This is a genomic window from Bacillus sp. FCW2 (assembly GCF_021228595.1).
GTDB lineage: Bacteria > Bacillota > Bacilli > Bacillales > Bacillaceae > Bacillus > Bacillus velezensis.
Genome location: NZ_CP089436.1, coordinates 3127106 through 3144593, shown reverse-complemented (window position 1 = coordinate 3144593; position 17488 = coordinate 3127106). Strand labels below are relative to the sequence as shown.

The following is a 17488-nucleotide window of genomic DNA, read 5'->3' as shown; positions in this document are numbered from 1 at the left end:
TTTTCATCTCATCGTCTTTCCTTCCTTTTCCTTTTAAAAATGATCCCCTCTGCGCAAACTATTTTTTACCCTGTCCCGTCTATCCTTAGGCAGCAGCCTATGATACGTATTTTTAAAAAAGGAGCCCTTTGAAGCAATGAAGAACGAAACAGCCAAAGCGTCGCTTGTGACGTGCATAACTGAGCGCAAGGAAGACTTTTACCGGCTTGCGTACAGTTACGTAAAGAACAAGGATGACGCGTTAGATATTGTTCAGGAATCAATTCAAAAAGCGCTGACATCGGTCGAATCCGTCAAAAACCCCGATGTGATCAAAAGCTGGTTTTATAAAATTTTAGTGCGCACGGCCATTGATTTTCTCCGCAAACAGAAAAAACTGAAAGTGATGGACGATGAAACGATCGAGTTTTTAAGCCGCGGAAAGGAAGATCGCTACAAAGACACAGACCTTCACGAAGCGCTTGATGACCTGCCGCATCAATATAAAACCATTATCATTCTGCGTTTCTTTGAAGACCTGAAATTAGAAGAAATCGCGGACATCACGGGGGAAAACATCAACACCGTCAAAACACGCCTTTACAGGGGGCTGAAGCTCATGCGCATTCAGCTGACGAAGGAGGATCTTTCTTAATGGAAAAGAGATTAGAACAATTAAGAGAAGAGTATAAAAGTGTGCCCATTCCTAAGGAACTGGACAGCATTGTCGAAAAAGCCCTTCGGCAAAAACCGAAGAAAAAACGAATCGTGATGTGGCCGACATCCGCGGCAGTCGCTGCGGCCGTCTTATTTACCGCCGTTGTCAATATCAATCCGGATGCCGCACAAGCCATGTCTAAAATCCCCGTCATCGGCAAAGTCGTCCAAGCCATCACATTCACGGAGATGAAGGAAGAAAAGAACCAATCAAGCATTGATGTGAAAACGCCCGCTCTGTCCGGCCTTTCCGATCATAAACTCGAAGACAGCATCAACCGGCATTACATGAAAGAAAGCAAAAAGCTGTATCAGGAATTTATGAAGGCGACCTCAAAAAGCAAAAAAGGCCACCTCAGTATTTACAGCGATTATGAAACCGTTACTGACACAGCGGATCTGATCTCAATCCGACGTGATATCGAAAAAACGCAAGCTTCCTCTTATACACAAAGCCGTTACATCACGATTGATAAAAAGAATGAGGCCGTACTTACGTTAAAGAGCTTATTTAAAGATGACCGTTATATTAAAGTCATCAGCCAAAATATTAAAGAACAAATGAAAAAACAGATGAAAGAAGATCCGAATAAAATATACTGGGTCGAAGATGATGATATGACGGAGCCTTTTAAAGCCATCCGCGCCGACCAGAATTTTTATATTACAGATAAGCACAAACTTGTCATCTCATTTGACGAATATGAAGCAGCACCCGGATATATGGGCGTTACAGAGTTTACAATACCAACCTCCGTCATCTCCAAGCTGCTTGTCGGAGACCGCTACATCAGATAAAGAAAGAAAAAAATCCATGATATCCGCAGATCATGGATTTTTTCTTTCGTCCCGCAACAGCCAAGATGCATAAGGGACCCTTTTCATATAACAGACGCCGGATGGGGGCTGAAAAGTTTAAGAAAATCACAGCATTTCGTTCATTTTTTCTGAAACAAAATCCCCTTCCGAATGCGTCTAATTAACGGAACAAATGGAAGACTGTACAGAAATCTGCCATAGCCATCCGCAAAACAGCGAGAATTTCCGCACACATTATTGGAGGAATACCATGTCAGACAAGTCACTGCATCACCGCTATATTCCCGGACTGGATGGACTTCGCGCCTTTGCCGTCCTCGCAGTTATCGCATATCATCTGAATTTTAACTGGGCCGACGGCGGTTTCATCGGTGTTGATATCTTTTTTGTTTTATCGGGGTATTTAATTACATCTATTATATTGCCTGCCCAAGGCAATGCCATCACCCTTGATTTGCGTGATTTTTGGGTGCGCCGGATCAGGCGGCTTCTGCCGGCGGCTTATCTCATGATTATTACGACGGTCATTTGGGTCGTATTGTTTAACAGCGAGCTCCTGCATACCGTACGCGGAGATGCGGTCTCCTCACTTTTTTACATAAGCAATTGGTGGTTTATCTTTCATAAACTTTCTTATTTCGACAGCTTCGGCTCCCCTTCGCCATTAAAAAACCTTTGGTCGCTGGCGATTGAAGAACAGTTTTATATCATATGGCCCTTCCTGCTGCTTGCGGGGATGTACATATGTAAAACACGGGCCCGGCTTGCGGCCGCGGTCATGTTCCTCGCGTTATGTTCAGCAGTCGTGATGAGTATGATGTATGTGCCCGGCGGAGATCCGAGCCGCGTTTATTACGGGACGGATACCCGCTCATTTGAATTGCTGATCGGCTGCGCTTTAGCTTTAGTGTGGCCGATGAAACGATTATCTTCCAAACGGCTGCCTAGCAGCATGAAACACCTGCTTCACGGGACGGAGCTTGCCGCTTTTGCCGCGCTGCTGCTTTGCGTCTTTTACACGGATGAATATGAACCCTTCCTGTACAAGGGCGGCATGCTTTTGATCAGCATCACCGCAGCGGTTCTTGTCGCATGTTTATGCCATCCGAGCAGCTTTTTGGGACATGTTCTTTCATGGAAGCCGCTTCGCTGGATCGGAACGAGATCATACGGAATCTATCTTTGGCATTACCCGGTTATCGTACTGAGCACACCCGTACAGGAAATCGGAAATCCGGTTTATTGGCACTGCGCCGTCAGAATCGGCGCCACTTTCATTCTTGCCGAGCTATCTTACCATTTCATTGAACAGCCGATCCGCACTGCGGGCTTCCGGCCATTTTTACGCCGCGTGTTTCTGAACCGCTTTCTGGAATGGAAGACGTCCTCTGTCATCAGCAGAATGTCGCTCGGCCTTATTCTTGCCGCCATTCTCGTATTTGCGGGCGGGCTGTCAGGGATAGCCGAAGAGAAAAAACAGCCGCAATGGACGTACGCGCAAAATGATCAGCAAGAAACCGCCGCCTCTTCGCACAAAACGGCCGATCACGATCAGCCTGCAAAAGAAGAAGACAGCAAGAAAAAACACGGCGGCGAAAAAACGGACACCGCGTCAGACAAAAACAAGAAAGAACCAACAGACAAATCAAATACAAAGAAAAACGAAGAGAAAAAGGAACGGTCATCTCAAAAAACGGCTGATTCAAAACAAACACAGCCTCAGCAAGACGTGCTGGCCATCGGTGACTCGGTGATGCTGGACATTGCGTCATACCTGCGGCAGTCCCTCCCTCATGTCACCATCGACGGAAAGGTAGGAAGACAAGTCTCTCAAGCACTCCGGCTCACTTCGGAATATGCGTCATTTAATCAGCCGAACAAAGCGGTCATCATCGAGTTAGGGACGAACGGCTATTTCACAAACAGCCAAATTGAATCACTGATCAGCTCCTTTTCAAAAGCCGATATCTATCTTGTCAACACACGTGTGCCGCGGCAGTGGGAAAGCAAAGTAAACGAATCATTGCGCCGGCAGGCCGAGTCACGGAAAAATGTGACGCTTGTCGATTGGCACGCAAAAGCATTGCAGCACCCTGAATACTTCACACCGGACGGCGTCCATCTCATACCTGAGGGTTCTAAAGCGCTGACATCCCTCATCGTTCAAACGATGAAATCATGACAAAAAAAAGAGGCCCCAAAAAGGCCTCTTTTTCGTATATCGTCAGGCAAGCTTCTGTCCGCAATTCGGGCAAAAATTCGCGCCTTCCGTTTTCGTTCCGCAGTTCGGACAGAATTTCGGCTTATCCGCTCCTTCCGAGCCGTTCGCCGGTGCCGTCCCCTGATTCTGCTGACTTTGATCTTGCTGCGGCTGGTTCTGCTGATTTTGGTTCATTTGGTTCATCATTTGATTTGCCACATTCATTCCCATCATCATGCCCGCCATGTCTGAGGCGGCGCCGCTTCCGTTCATTTTGCCGGATGACATTCCGTCCGTCATGGAAATCTGCTGATAGCGGTTCACATCGCCCACCATGCCGTAAGAAGCGTTTTTCGTAATCATATCCTGAACTTCCTGCGGATAGTTAAAGCTCATAATATTGAAGCCCGTAATCGACATGCCGTCTCCGATCAGCTGCATATCAAGATCTTCTTGAATCCCTTTTCCGATTTCAAAGGAATTCGACTGCAGATTGAACATGTCTTTTCCTTCTCTGGTGATCCATTTCATCAAAAGCTGATCGAGAATAGACGTAATCCGGATTTTAATGTCCTCCACTAAATAGCTGTCTTTGACACCCGCAATCTTATCAATCAATCCGATGTAGTCAATGACCTTGAAGTTAAATGTGCCGTTTGCGCGGATCGGCATACCGCCCGGCATACCTGCCGCCGGAATGTTGATGGCGTTTTTTGTGCCCCATTTCACGGTGAACTCCTTCGTATTCACAAACAGCACTTCCGCCCGCATGCCGCTGTTAAAGCCAAACTTAAACCCTTTTAGTGTAGATAGAAACGGAATGATTTCTGATTCGATATCATAATCGCCGTCATCACGGAAAATCCCTTCAATCTTCCCATTGTATAAAAAGATGGCATCCTGTCCCGGCCGGATGATCAGACGGCTGCCTTTTTTAATTTCACGGTTATTCCATTTATAGAAAACCATGTCGTCTCTGAATTCTTCCCATTCCACCACATTTGCTAACTGATTTCTGAAAAAACCCATGTATGCTCAAATCCTTTACATATAATTTAAAAACTTCCCTTGCTTCCGCTGTAACTCGTGCCGCCCCTCGTGACTCCGCCGTCATTGTCATTATCTTTATCAGGCTTTTTTTCTCTTGTAACGTCGGTTCGGATATATGTGTCGTGCTGGCTCAGCACTTCAGACGTATCGTGATCCATATACGTGCTGCCGGTGACGGTGACCTTGCCGCCGGAATTGTACACCATCACGGTGACGGCGATTCCGGCCGCGGCTGCGGCAATAATGAGCTGAAACCACCATGTGAGCAGCAGATTGTCAGACTTGTCGTCCGGGCTTTTCCCCATATCTTTATAAGCCATCTTGATGTAGGTCTGAAACGCCTTTTCATAATGGCCTGCGGAAATATCTGACGAGATCGTATTCCTGATCGTATTCAGCCGGCTGTTATTCAAATACGTCTCCGCCTTTTTATATCCGGAGATAAATACTTCCCGATTTTTCATATCAATGGTCAATATCGCCGTACTTCCGCTAAAATGACTGTCATAAAAATCACCGGCGTACTGCTCGATGTCCTTACCGCCCGTTCCGTTTGCGGTAAGAATGATAAAATCGGTATGGCGCTTTGCCCCCAGCTTCCCGGCCAATTCCTCAAGTTTCTTCGTTTCATCCTTCGTTAATAAATGAGCATTGTCGTAAACATATTGCTTCTGTTCCGCGGCAGACGCCGATGTATGTAAAGAAAAAGACAGCATCAGAAAAAGGACGAAGCAGAAGAGACACGCTTTTTTTATCGATACTTTCATCAAAAACCGCCTCCTATCATAAGTGAGACGAGTCTTAATGCTACAAACGCACCGGCGGTTATGCCGCCGAACCACGCGGCCACTTTTCCGGCACTGATCGGCGGTTTGCCGACAACCTTGCCCGTCTGCCCGTTCATCGCAAAAATGTGTTCAGCCCGCTCATAGTCGTAGCTGACCATCCAGACCGGAAGCAGTACGTAAAAGCTGCTGATTTTATCGGTCTGAATCTGCTCATCCGTAATGTCAGCCGTCGTATATCCGGAGAAGGTGGATCTGATATAAGAATCAATATAATGGCTGATTTTATCCTTCGCCCGCGGAAAGAGATCGTCATCGGTATAATTGTACTTTTCCGCTATATATCCCGCTAAATAGGCCGTATTAAACTCCTTCAGCTCACTGTATGAGTAAGGTTCCAATTTGTCCATTAATTCATCATTCATTTTTTCTGAAGCGTCGACCGGAATTTTGAGATAATCAAGATTGATATCGCGGTACGCGTTGTAATACTCGGTCTCCGTCACCCGGTATTCTCCATCATCATAGTGATGCACTCTCGTACAAACGGCATTGACCTGAACCTTGCTGTTTAAATCAAACATCCAAAACGGCACGTACATGCCGGTTATGCTCTTCACCCGGTCGGCAGACATAAATCCTTTCGGTGTCAGACGGCCGTTTCGGCACCACTTTTTAAAAGCGCTCATGGCCTCTTCTTTACTGATCGTAAAAGGGATCACCATCGAAGGCGCGAGATTTCCCGATAATCGGTCGGCGAGAACGGCGGCTCCTCCGCAAAACCCGCACGTCGTGGCCGTCGTTTCCGCCTCAGTCATTAATACCGCGCCGCAATTCTCACAGCGGTACTCGTTCGCCTCATTTTCGGAAAATCTCGTCGTTATATACTCTTTTGGCAGGCTCTCAATCTGATCCTGCCGCCCGCAGCTGTGACATGTCAGCATGCCGGATGAACTGTCAAAGACCATATCATCGCCGCAGTTCGGGCATTTATAAGAAATGATCATTCTGTTTCTCTCACTTTCTCTTTATATCGGACAAAGCTGCAGCCCGCTGTCTATTGATCTTTACTGAAAAGCATTTTCTGCTTGAGCGCCGCCAATTCATCATCGACACTGCTTTGATTGCTGTCATATTTAGCCGCCAGCTCGTCAATATCGTCTTTCGGAGACGCGTTCAGCTCAGCCATCGCATTGGCGTGATCAAGCGCTTGGTTGACCTTGTCTTCCATTCTGCCGAAAGCTGTCAGCGATTGGCCCGCATTTGACACAGAGGACCCCAATTTGTTCATTCTCTCCTGCGTTTTTGCCACAGACCACTTCGCTTTGATGGCATTTCGGCGCGACTCAAGCTCTCCGATATCAGCGACAAGCTTGTCATGCATTTTGCGCATTTGAGACGCGTTGGATGAAGCGAGCTGATAAGCCGTCTGCAGCTCGGTCAGTCTTGATTCAACAGCCGCTTTCCTTTCCAAAAATGCCCGCGCATCAGCTTCATTGCCGGCCTGCAACGCTTTCATCGCATAATTTTCCATCTTTTCGGCATCAGCCTGGCATTCTGTTAACGCTCTTTTCGCCCGCTGTTCCTCAGCCATGACAGAAGCCGTCTCCGCTTTCACTTTTCCTAAATCACTGTTCAGATTCCGCAAATATTGATCAACCATTTTTTCAGGGTTTTCAGCTTTATCCAGCAACGCATTGATATTGCTTGACATGATGTCTTTAAATCTTCCTAAAATACTCATTTTTCATTTTCCTCCCAAAATTAAATAGTAACAAGTTCACAGTTATATATACTGTTTTTTTCAAAAAAAGTTTCATTTTCTCTTGAATTTATGTATTTTTATATGAAAATAGTCTCATTCAGCCCATTTGTGCCGGCGGAAATTCTTTATGACCAGATACAGTGAGAACAAAAAATAAACAAACAGCCCGATCATCAACCCGCTCACTAACGGATAATGCTTCGCCGCATACACAAAGAAATCCAGCTGCGAAATCTGTTCCGGACTTGTAATCGTATCCGTCCCATTCAAAAGCTTTGAGAATTTAGCCGTATAATTCCAATCAAACGAATCAGAAACAAGCTCACTCCCCTGATACCAATTGACAGCGGCGAGACAAAGAAAACAAAAAACAGAAAACGCGCATTGCACAATAAAAAAAACATGTTTCATGAAAAACATTCCTCCGCGGTTCAATATCATAGGCCGTCACACTATACATGACGGCAGCAGCAGAAACTTGGTTTTACTCAGAACTGATAAAAACGTGATTGTATGTACTTCACAGCGGTTCAATTTACTGGATGCCTTTCTAAAGTATACCGTATATCGTAATGGGTTTCAGACCTAAATAAAGAGGATGCTTCCCGAAGTTCGATGACTTTCAAGAAACATCCTCCATACTTTACAGTGATACTTCAACCTCTTTTAAGCTCGGCAAAGCATCGATCGCACCGATTTTGGTGCATACGAGCGCCCCCACCTTATTGGCAAATGAGACAATATCACGCAGCTTCGCAAAATCATCGGCTGCCGTCTGAATCTCATCGGTGCGCGCCAGCTGATACAGCGCCGCACCGACAAACGCATCTCCCGCTCCCGTTGAGTCTATTGATGTCACCGGAATGCTCGGAATGATGTCAAGATGCTTCCCATTTGAAAGAAGGGTCCCGCTTTTCCCGAGTGTCACCGCCACAATGCCGGCTCCGATCTCATGAAGAACCGCAACACCTTCTTTATGATCCTTCGCACCGCTGATGATCTCAAGCTCTTCGTCACTGACTTTCACAAAATCACTTACGGCAACGGCTTTTTTTGCGGTGTTTATAAACTCTGAAACTCTTCCTTTCCATAAATCCTCACGGTAGTTAGGATCGAAGGAAATAAACTGTCCATTGTCTTTCGCAATCGACATCAGCCGTAAATAGGCTGAGCAAAACGGATCAGATAACAATGCTGTCGCTGATCCGAAATGAAGGATTTTCGCATCGTTTACCTTTTCCAGATCAATATCATCCAGCGTAAACAAAGCGTCCGCTCCTCTGTTAAACACAAAGTCGCGCTCCCCATTTTGTTTTAATGAAACAAACGCAAGCGTTGTAGGCGCTTTCTCATCCATCACCAGCATAGAGGTATCGACGTGTACAGCGTCCAATGTCTGCTTCAGAAAATACCCGAACGGATCTTTGCCTGTTTTTCCGCTGAAAGCGGCGTCTCCGCCCAGCTTAGCAATGGCTGCCGACACATTCGCCGGTGCCCCGCCGGCACTTTTTAAGAAATTACGCCCTTCCGTCAAATCAACATCCACATCGGTACAAAAGAAATCAATTAACAATTCTCCAATACAAATAACAGATTGGCTTCCCACATTATCACACTCATTTATCAATTCTCGATTATAGTTTCAGTATAGTGCTTTCTGTCATAAATACAACCGTTTACATAGAATATTTTAAATTTTACGTATACTCATCTTGCAGCTCTTTGCTCCAGATCAGACATCATCTGCTGATATTTTTTTTCAGTTAAAGGATAAAAAGAAATAAGAATAATAGACAGCAGAATGAACAATCCCGGGATGAGCGCATTCATATTTTTAATCGCATTCAATGACGAGGCCGTCTGATCGGTATTCGCGGCATATCCGGCGATTCCGAGATAAACGGCCGAAAATGACCCGGCTAGCGCAACTCCGAGCTTATTGATGAAACTCATGCTCGAAATCACCACGCCATCAGCCCGGACTCCGGTTTTCCATTCTGCATAATCGACACAATCGGCAACCATTCCCCAAGCAAGCGTATTTAAAGGCGTCGTAAAAAATCCCGAAACGAAAAGCCAAAAGAAAATAAGCGGCAGCGAAGAATACGATGTAAACTGAAGGCCCGCATAAGAAATCAGCGATAGCGCCGCCGTGATGATCATAACCTGCTTCCGGCCCCGCTTCTCAGAAAAGAAAGGAATAAACAGATTGCTGATCAGCGCTGCGCCGAAAAACAACACGGTTCCTAAAAACACAAATTCCTTATGGCTGACGTTATACGTAAAATAGTACACCATCGTGCTGAGCTTAATGTTAAACCCAATCGCAAACGCCAAAAATGCAGAAACCAAAATGAGCAAAGGCTTGTTTCGGAACAAAACAGACAACGTCTTTTTCATTCCTTGTTTTTTTCTTTTTTCAGGCTGAATCCGTTCCCGCACAGTAAAGAAACTGAACAGATTCAACGCGATGCTCACCGCCGCATAGATAAGCGCCGTCATCTGGAATCCAAACGCCTGATCTTTCCCGCCGATCAGATCTGCAAGCGGTGTCGCACAGGAAATCGATAACAGAATTCCGATATAAACCAAAATCATCCGGGTCGTCGTCAGAACCGTCCGTTCCTCCACGGAATTCGTCATCCGCCCCGTTAAGCTGTTGACCGGAATCGTCTGCATGCTGAAGGACATCCCAAGCAGAATATAAGTGATGTACGCATAAACCATGTTCCCCGTCTCGCCGAAATGAGGCGTCGTGAAACATAAGAATGTGAATAGCGCAAAAGGAAACGCCACCCACAAAAGATACGGCCTTGCCTTTCCCCATCTTGTATTCGTCTTGTCTAAAATCACGCCCATAATCGGGTCAAAAATAGCATCCAGCACCCTTACGATAAGAAACAAAGCTGCGATGACCGCAGGCTTAATGCCGCCGACGTCTGTATAGTAGAATAATAAGTATGCGTTTACAAACTGAAAGATAATATTGTACGACATATCGCCGAATCCGTAGCCGATCCGTTCCATCCAGGACAGGCCGCGATATTTCGTCTTTACTGCCGCTGCTTTTTCTGTTTCAATCATCATTTCCCACCCCAAGAATCCGTTTTCATTTTTGATAAGCAAGAGGGAGAATGCAAAGATCCTCCCCGTTCACTCAGCGATTTGGATACACCATCACTTTTAAGCATTCATTTTTGTATTGAAAGGCCCGTTCCATCGCCTCTTGCGTCTTCTCCAGCGGATATTGGTCCGTTATAAGGTGCTTCGTGTCCACTATGCCGGAAGCGAGAAATTCAATTCCCTTCGGATACGTATTCGCATAACGGAAGATTCCGTAAATATCAATCTCGTTATCCGCAATAAACGGCACATTGAGCGGAATCTCGTTCTGAGAAGGCAAACCGACAATAGCCAGTTTTCCGCCCCGGCGCACGGAAGCCAGTGCGGATTGCAATGCCGCCGGATTCCCCGCTGTTTCCCAAGCAGCATCAACGCCTCTGCCATTCGTGATCGTTTTGATTTCTTCACCGGCATCCTGTTCCCGGACATTGATGACATGCGTCGCTCCCATTTTTTTCGCAGCTTCTAACCGCAGCGGCTCCAAGTCGGTCACAATAATTGTGCCTGCCCCGTATGCTTTCGCTGCCGCAACGGCCATCAGCCCCACAGGGCCCATTCCCATGATCGCAACCGTTGAACCGGGCTGAAGCTTCGTTCTCGAGGCCGCATGAATGCCGACAGAAAACGGTTCAATCAAAGCCGCATCTTCATCGGATAGTGAATCCGGAATCGAGAAAACAAAGTCCTGGCGCATTTTGATATATTGGACAAACGCGCCGTCAACCGGCGGTGTCGCCAAAAACTGTACATCCGGGCAAAGGTTATAACGCCCCTCCTTACACGCCTCACAGCGTCCGCATGTGACACCGGGTTCGACAGCGACCCGGTCTCCTATTTTAAATTGATCGACAGACGATCCGATGGCGGCAATTTCTCCCGCGCATTCATGACCGAGGATAAATGGTTTTTCCACTACATAATTGCCTATTCTGCCATTTGTATAGTAATGCAGATCAGATCCGCAAATTCCGACAGCCATCACCTTAATCAACACTTCATCATGATTGATGTCAGGCACGGGCAATGTTTCGATTTTGATTTCTCTTGTGTTGTGCATAACCGCCGCTTTCATGTTTTGAGGCACTGTGTGAGTCATTTGGCAAAATCCTTTCTCTGCTTTGAAATGTAAGTGCATACATTTTTGTTTTCTCTATTACTGCCCCTATTTTATCTGCTTTTCAAGACGTTCAACAGCCTTTCCTGCTGTATAAAAGGACAGCCGCACTGTACTTTTTATTTTTTCATATACAAAAAACACTGAATTGATAAAATAGTACTAATAGGAGGTGCAGGCTTATGGCTGAACTTGAAAACCGGACACAATTTGCAGAACTGCTGGCACCTGCCGTCAAATCGCTGAAACATCATCCTGATTTCAAAATTAAAAGGACAAAGAACGTAAAATCCGGACAGTCTTATATAGATCAAATCACACTCCGAATAGGCGTTTCCTCTAACACGATCAAAAGCTGGATCGGACAGATGGGCGCAAACTACATTCCCGGACGAATTGACGACGGAAAGCTGTTCGGCATGATCTGGATCATTATAGAAAAGACTGACATGGATCCTGAATGGCTGACCGGCCTTCTGGAAACCACCACCATTCCCGTCATCAAACCCGCATTGCCCGTTTGGACGGCGTCTTGTCTAAAAAAAGCAAAAATACTCCGGAAAGACGGATCATTCGGAGCGCCGAGTGATGAAGATGTTGAAAAAGCAGTAAAGCGGCTGTTTCATGACAGACCAAGCCATGAAACGAATGCGCTTACAAGAAAGTCCGTTACGCATAACTTACCGTCACGCCGGACCGGGAACTTTATCGGACGCGGCTTTGATATGGAAGCAATCCGGCAATGGATGCTGTCTCCGTCACCGGTCTGTTTAATCACGGGCTGGGCCGGCATGGGGAAAACAACGATCGCTCTTGAAGCTGCCTACCTTTGTGCCGGCGGTTCACCAGATTGGCCGGCATTCAACAGCATCATCTGGATCAGTGCGGATTGGAAAGGATTGAGCTTCAGCGATTTTTTAAACACGATCGCCTATCAGCTCGGACGCACAGAACAAATCGACAAATCAATCAACGAAAAACGGTTCGTCGTCCGCAATGCATTAGCCGCTCATTCAAACGAAAAACCAGTATTGCTGATCGTTGACAGCATTGATACAGCGGAACGTGACATTCACGAATTTATCATCGGCCTTCCGCAAGGCGTAAAAGTCCTTCTTACGGCACGGGAAAACGTAAAACAGACATACCGGGACGGCCTCGGGGAACTGGCGGCCATCCAGCTGAGCGGCCTTGAACAAACGGATGCCCTTGAATTTTTCCATCAAGAAGTGCACCGCTGTCTGCAAACATGCAACCTCCCGCATAAACGGGAAAAGCTGGAGCAGCTGTTGCAGCTATCGCCTGACCTTAAGAATGAATTCATCTCGGCAGCCGCCGGCAATCCGAAGGCGATGGCACTCAGCATTGCATACATGTCAGACGACGACATCCCCGCTCCCCAGCTCATACAAGAGCTTAAACAAGCAGGCTACTCATTATTGGAATTGTTTGAGGTTCTCTTTGGCCGCACATGGGACAGATGTCATGATGACACACGAAAACTATGGCAGACGCTTTGCTTTTTCGCTAAGCCCCCTGATGAAAAAAGCTTGGCTCAAGCGGCCGGATTAGACGTCCGGCGGTTTCATTACGCGATTGAGCAAATGCGGTCATATGCTTTAATACAGCCGGAACGAAGCGAAGGAAGTATTCAATACGCTGCCCATCAAACCGTTGTCGCTTACGGAGAACAGCACTTATCCGAAAATCACGAATTTGCAAAAGAAGCCCGCAGCCGCTGGGCGCATTATTATATTGATTATGCGGAAACCCATATAAAGCGGGAACAGCCCAATTCTATCTATTGGAGCTACCTGCTGGGACGGAATTTAGAGCAAATGAAAAAGGAATGGCCGAACATCCTAAAAGTCATCGAATGGTCGAGCGAAACCGGACAACATGACATCCTGATCAAACTCATCATCCGCATCAGCCATTTTCTAAGCAGAATCAACCTGCCCCTGCGAATCGAATACGGATTAAAAGCCGCCGGTGCCGCCCATCAATCAGGCGAACACTCGCGGGAAGCTTACTTTCGGATCGACACGGCAGGCTGGGCGCTGATGGAAGTCAACGATTCAGACGGAGCTCTCAGGCAAATAGAAGCCGGCCTGAAGATACTCGAACAATCAGACGCGCCGGATCACGACGACTTGAAAGTATGGGGAACCGCCCTGCAATCGAGGCTGCTGTTAAAAATCGGAGAACCGGAAAAAGCGGCAGCAATGCTGGACGGCATCAAAGATCAGCCCGTCTCCCCCATTATCCGGCACAGGGTTCTTCTGGTTCGCGGTGACCTGAGTTTCGCCCGCTCTCACTACGAAGAAGCCATCACATTATACGAAGCGGCAAACACAACCAGCGCCGCATACGGCGGCGAAAAAACAATAGAAGCCTATTTCAACCTGGGCATGGCTTACGTAAAGTGTGATCAACTCGAAAAAGCGGAAAAAGCCTTTGAACAAATGCTCTATGACAAACACAACGCCAATCAAGTTGAGTTGATCTACTATTATTACGGAATGGCACAGCTGTTGTATCGTAAAGGAGAGAAAACGAAAGCGATGGAATCGAATCAAAAGGCGATTCGTTTGATTGATTCGTGGGAGCCTGGGATTGGGATTCGGGGTGAGGTTGAGAGATTGAAAAAGGTGATTAAAGAAAACGACTAGTACGCATAGTAGTTCTGTCATCAACCACATGATGTTTCTTTATAATAAACAGAATAGGCCAACTCAAGATTCGCAGTAGTTGGCCTATATAGACTTTATCTCAGCTCGTCATCCAAAGGTACAATGACTTCATCTAACGTCTTTCTCCACTGACGCTTCAACTCTGGTCCGTATTTCAAAGGTTTTGCATCTGGATGTACGGCTTTATACTGATCAAATTGCTTGCTATTGATGATTCCCCCGATATTCGGAATAGGATCTGCCCCTATCACATATTGAACTGCAGATAAATGCAGCTCATCCTCTTCCACAAACCAAGTATTCGCAAATTCCCTAACTGCTTGGCTGCGTTTTTTCGTGAAGAAGCGTCTTTTCACTACAAGAATATCTTCCTCTTCATCTACGTTTTTCGTATCAATGGCATTTAACATCTCACGGTATACATCTTTAACAATGTCTGATTTCTCCAGTTTTTGAAGTGCGCTTTCGATCTCATCACGGATATTCTGGTTATTGGCCGAGTATGTTTCTAATAGTCGATCAATATACGTTGAATCAATATCATAGATCTTCACTGCGTTTTCTCCATAGAATTCAATGTCCGAAAAGTCCAGCTCCGGTCCATCTTGGCGCTCTTCATCTATAAGTGAACCTTTAATCGTGTGATAGATACCAATATATTCTTCTAGTGTTTTCACCTGTTCTTGAAGTGCTGCTGATTTCTCCATATCATCGTTGTAGTCATCATATGTAACTAACGCTTCGTAAGAATTGTTTAGCTCTTGAAATGCTTTTACGAACTCAATTCGGGTTTCAAGAGATGTGTGCTCATCAATATCGATTGGATTGGGAATTAACGTAGTTAGGACTTTGTGGGCCTTCTTAAAACGTTTCTTCGATTCATCATACGTTGGATAAACAAGACTAGATTCCTCCTGTGCATGAGAATATAACTTCGTCGCATTCTTTACGTTTTGTTCCATTGTAAAAGGTTTACGGAATGTCACAATTAATCCTTTTGTCTTTCCTGGATACGTACGATTGGTTCTGGAAAAGGCTTGAATCAAATTGGCATAACTTAAATTTCGATCGACAAATAACGTTTGAATCGTTGGTGCATCGAAACCTGTCAATAACCGATCGACTACAATGACAAGATCAATTTGTTTCCCAAATTCTTTGAATTCCCCTTTTTTACGAGCCAAGCGATTATTAATATCGCCGTTATATCGTTCAATATCTTCTAGCGACCATGCCGTGTGATAGTAATCGTTATAATCCTTGATGATCTCCTTCATTTCATCGTGAGTTTGTTTGGAATCTTCCTCGTTTTCTTGCATTGAATACGTAATCGCAATCCGAGGAAAGTCAGGATCTTCAATTGTACGCCCTGTTCGGATCGGGTGTCCCGCAAACTCTTTTGTCAGCCAATTTGTATCTTTCGTCATTTCTTTAATGGCCTGATAGTAACGTTTCGCCATATCAATGGAACTTGTTGTTAAAATAGCTGATTTTTGCGGTCGGCCGTTTTGAAAATCAAATTTGATATAGGCATTATCCGGCCTGAAAATCTTATGAATGACTTTTTGAATATGTTCATCATTCTCGAACGAAGATGGTTCAAGGTATGCTTCTTTTTCGATTCCATCCATTCGATCAATCATATCGTTGATTTCATCATCACTACAATTGGCGTATTTTTCTTGATGACGCAGCTGTTCGAAAATATGATTATTTAATGAAGTGGGGTCAATTGTATCTTCATGCTCTACTTGAAACCCTAAAACAGCACCATCGTCTAACGCATTCTTAATGGTGTACGTGTGCAATACGTCTCCATATTGGTCACGGGTGGTGCGAGCTAATCGGCCTTTAGCTTGTTTTTTATTTTCATTAAATATCGGTGTCCCTGTAAATCCAAACCAAGTCGAATTTGGAAAGAACCCCTTAATGACTTCCATGCCTTCTGCACTTAACGCACGATGGCATTCATCCACGACAAAGACAATATGTTGTCCCAGCAGTTTCTTAAAGCGCTGAGTACCTTTTTGCTCCTCTTGCCTTTGGGCATAGCGCAAGGCAGCTTCTAGTTTTTGACGAGTGGTAATAATCACTGTATTGGAATTGGCATCAGACAGTAGAGTATCACTTAACTCCTTCGCACTTCCAGTTCCGACAATCAAGCTATTCGATATTGCATCACCAGAAGAAATACCAGTATTAAATTCGGAAGCAAATTTGGTGAATTCTGTCGTCGTTTGATTATCTAAGTCTTTTCGGTCAATCAGCATAATGGTACGGTCTACACCTGGTTTGCGAGCCAATAACTTCGTAGACACAAAACTTGTCAACGTTTTTCCTGAACCGGTCGCATGCCAAACAAAGCCGGATTGATGCCTCATGGCGGACGTAAACAAGGCTTCTATGGCATGAATTTGATACGGTTTTAACACCACTAGAGCTTTGTTGTCTTGGTCTTCACTCACAATTGTATAATTGGCAATCAAGCGGTGTGCATCTGGAATGTTTAACACTTGTTTCACAAACTCATAGAGATTTTCTACTTTTCGATTATCCGTTGTCCGCCAGCTAAAGATCAATTTCTTATGCATATCTTTTGGAAGCGCATTGGCAAAATAGCGAGTCGTTTGTTCGTTGGAAATGACAAATAACTGCAGGGTGGAAAAGATATTGTTTCGAAACATTCCTTCTTCTGCGTATTTCTTGATTTGATGATAGGCTTGGAATACGCCGTCTTTTGCACTGTCCTGTTTTAACTCAATTTGAACAATGGGCAATCCATTAATGAGAAGTGTCACGTCAAATCGCCGATTTCGACCATCACCGTTTGCTTTTTGTTTCGCTATCTGGTGAACGACTTCGTATGTAGAGATGCCGCCTCCAATATCTTGATTGGAATACAGCACCAACGACATGGAACCCAATGAAACATCTTCACGTTCAATCGTAATTCGAGCAATTCCATTTTCCCCTTTGAGCCATTTAGCAGCATCAAAGGGGGTCTGTGTTTTCGATAATAACTCTGTCTTTATTGTGTCAAATTCCTTATCAGTCATTGGATGTTCCCCAATTTCTGATAAGTTATTTTGCGTAATCTTTTGACGCAAGTTCTCCCACAGGTCTTCTTCAGATTTCAAATCAGGACGATAATTCCACTGATTATACCCTTCACCTAACACTTCAATCAGGCGGCGCTCTACCTCTGCTTCATCTTTATGCTGGATCGTTGCCATGATTCTCCCC

13 protein-coding genes are annotated in these 17488 nt (G+C 45.3%); 4 read left to right on the top strand and 9 right to left on the bottom strand.

Translation table 11 applies throughout. The annotated features are described in order from the left end of the window. The first annotated feature begins 136 nt into the window (after positions 1-136). From K3G25_RS15725 to K3G25_RS15715, 3 genes are all read left to right on the top strand, one after another. On the top strand, positions 137-634 hold the full coding sequence (locus K3G25_RS15725; protein ID WP_182072382.1) for an RNA polymerase sigma factor SigV: 498 nt from the start codon (positions 137-139) through the stop codon (positions 632-634). Then, positions 634-1494, top strand: a complete 861-nt coding sequence (rsiV, locus tag K3G25_RS15720; protein WP_014417080.1) for an anti-sigma-V factor RsiV — start codon at positions 634-636, stop codon at positions 1492-1494. Before K3G25_RS15725 ends, rsiV begins: the two co-directional genes overlap by 1 nt. A gap of 271 nt (positions 1495-1765) precedes the next feature. After that, positions 1766-3697, top strand: a complete 1932-nt coding sequence (locus K3G25_RS15715; RefSeq protein ID WP_022552693.1) for an acyltransferase family protein — start codon at positions 1766-1768, stop codon at positions 3695-3697. A 42-nt stretch (positions 3698-3739) separates the two neighbouring features. Here the strand turns inward: K3G25_RS15715 and K3G25_RS15710 are convergent, their stop codons facing one another. The 8 genes from K3G25_RS15710 to gutB all read right to left on the bottom strand — a co-directional run bounded on the left by K3G25_RS15710 (position 3740) and on the right by gutB (position 11534). Further along, on the bottom strand, positions 3740-4744 hold the full coding sequence (locus K3G25_RS15710) for an SPFH domain-containing protein (RefSeq protein WP_014417078.1): 1005 nt from the start codon (positions 4742-4744) through the stop codon (positions 3740-3742). A 26-nt stretch (positions 4745-4770) separates the two neighbouring features. Then, positions 4771-5532, bottom strand: coding sequence for a TPM domain-containing protein (locus tag K3G25_RS15705; protein WP_014417077.1), 762 nt, complete (start codon positions 5530-5532; stop codon positions 4771-4773). After that, on the bottom strand, positions 5532-6557 hold the full coding sequence (locus tag K3G25_RS15700) for a TFIIB-type zinc ribbon-containing protein (RefSeq protein ID WP_017419002.1): 1026 nt from the start codon (positions 6555-6557) through the stop codon (positions 5532-5534). The genes K3G25_RS15705 and K3G25_RS15700 overlap by 1 nt, the downstream gene beginning before the upstream one ends. Positions 6558-6607: 50 nt before the next feature. Beyond that, positions 6608-7294 carry a PspA/IM30 family protein gene (locus K3G25_RS15695; RefSeq protein WP_053285261.1) on the bottom strand — a complete coding sequence of 229 codons (687 nt, stop codon included), beginning with the start codon at positions 7292-7294 and terminating at the stop codon, positions 6608-6610. Positions 7295-7408: 114 nt separating this feature from the next. Continuing rightward, a complete protein-coding gene (locus K3G25_RS15690; RefSeq protein WP_053285262.1) occupies positions 7409-7726 on the bottom strand; it encodes a YjdJ family protein in 318 nt (105 codons plus the stop codon). Between the two features lie 232 nt (positions 7727-7958). Further along, the gene (locus K3G25_RS15685) at positions 7959-8921 is read right to left on the bottom strand and encodes a carbohydrate kinase family protein (protein WP_182072380.1); all 963 of its coding nucleotides are present in this window, start codon (positions 8919-8921) and stop codon (positions 7959-7961) included. Between the two features lie 101 nt (positions 8922-9022). Continuing rightward, on the bottom strand, positions 9023-10399 hold the full coding sequence (locus K3G25_RS15680; protein WP_020861281.1) for an MFS transporter: 1377 nt from the start codon (positions 10397-10399) through the stop codon (positions 9023-9025). A 73-nt stretch (positions 10400-10472) separates the two neighbouring features. Then, positions 10473-11534: a sorbitol dehydrogenase gene (gutB, locus tag K3G25_RS15675; protein ID WP_182072378.1), complete on the bottom strand. Its 1062-nt coding sequence runs from the start codon at positions 11532-11534 to the stop codon at positions 10473-10475. Between the two features lie 200 nt (positions 11535-11734). Here gutB and K3G25_RS15670 point away from each other — a divergent pair, with 200 nt between their 5' ends. Next, positions 11735-14224, top strand: a complete 2490-nt coding sequence (locus tag K3G25_RS15670) for a tetratricopeptide repeat protein (protein WP_232489393.1) — start codon at positions 11735-11737, stop codon at positions 14222-14224. Between the two features lie 95 nt (positions 14225-14319). Here the strand turns inward: K3G25_RS15670 and K3G25_RS15665 are convergent, their stop codons facing one another. Further along, positions 14320-17478: a type I restriction endonuclease subunit R gene (locus K3G25_RS15665; protein ID WP_232489392.1), complete on the bottom strand. Its 3159-nt coding sequence runs from the start codon at positions 17476-17478 to the stop codon at positions 14320-14322. Between the last annotated feature and the right edge of the window lie 10 nt (positions 17479-17488).

What these genes read in the sequence shown, in the direction of transcription:
- gutB (WP_182072378.1), bottom strand. Translation starts at nt 11,534, where the DNA reads ATGACTCACACAGTGCCTCAAAACATGAAAGCGGCGGTTATGCACAAC.
- K3G25_RS15680 (WP_020861281.1), bottom strand. Translation starts at nt 10,399, where the DNA reads ATGATTGAAACAGAAAAAGCAGCGGCAGTAAAGACGAAATATCGCGGC.
- K3G25_RS15665 (WP_232489392.1), bottom strand. Translation starts at nt 17,478, where the DNA reads ATGGCAACGATCCAGCATAAAGATGAAGCAGAGGTAGAGCGCCGCCTG.
- K3G25_RS15670 (WP_232489393.1), top strand. Translation starts at nt 11,735, where the DNA reads ATGGCTGAACTTGAAAACCGGACACAATTTGCAGAACTGCTGGCACCT.
- K3G25_RS15725 (WP_182072382.1), top strand. Translation starts at nt 137, where the DNA reads ATGAAGAACGAAACAGCCAAAGCGTCGCTTGTGACGTGCATAACTGAG.
- K3G25_RS15710 (WP_014417078.1), bottom strand. Translation starts at nt 4,744, where the DNA reads ATGGGTTTTTTCAGAAATCAGTTAGCAAATGTGGTGGAATGGGAAGAA.
- rsiV (WP_014417080.1), top strand. Translation starts at nt 634, where the DNA reads ATGGAAAAGAGATTAGAACAATTAAGAGAAGAGTATAAAAGTGTGCCC.
- K3G25_RS15700 (WP_017419002.1), bottom strand. Translation starts at nt 6,557, where the DNA reads ATGATCATTTCTTATAAATGCCCGAACTGCGGCGATGATATGGTCTTT.
- K3G25_RS15705 (WP_014417077.1), bottom strand. Translation starts at nt 5,532, where the DNA reads ATGAAAGTATCGATAAAAAAAGCGTGTCTCTTCTGCTTCGTCCTTTTT.
- K3G25_RS15695 (WP_053285261.1), bottom strand. Translation starts at nt 7,294, where the DNA reads ATGAGTATTTTAGGAAGATTTAAAGACATCATGTCAAGCAATATCAAT.
- K3G25_RS15690 (WP_053285262.1), bottom strand. Translation starts at nt 7,726, where the DNA reads ATGAAACATGTTTTTTTTATTGTGCAATGCGCGTTTTCTGTTTTTTGT.
- K3G25_RS15715 (WP_022552693.1), top strand. Translation starts at nt 1,766, where the DNA reads ATGTCAGACAAGTCACTGCATCACCGCTATATTCCCGGACTGGATGGA.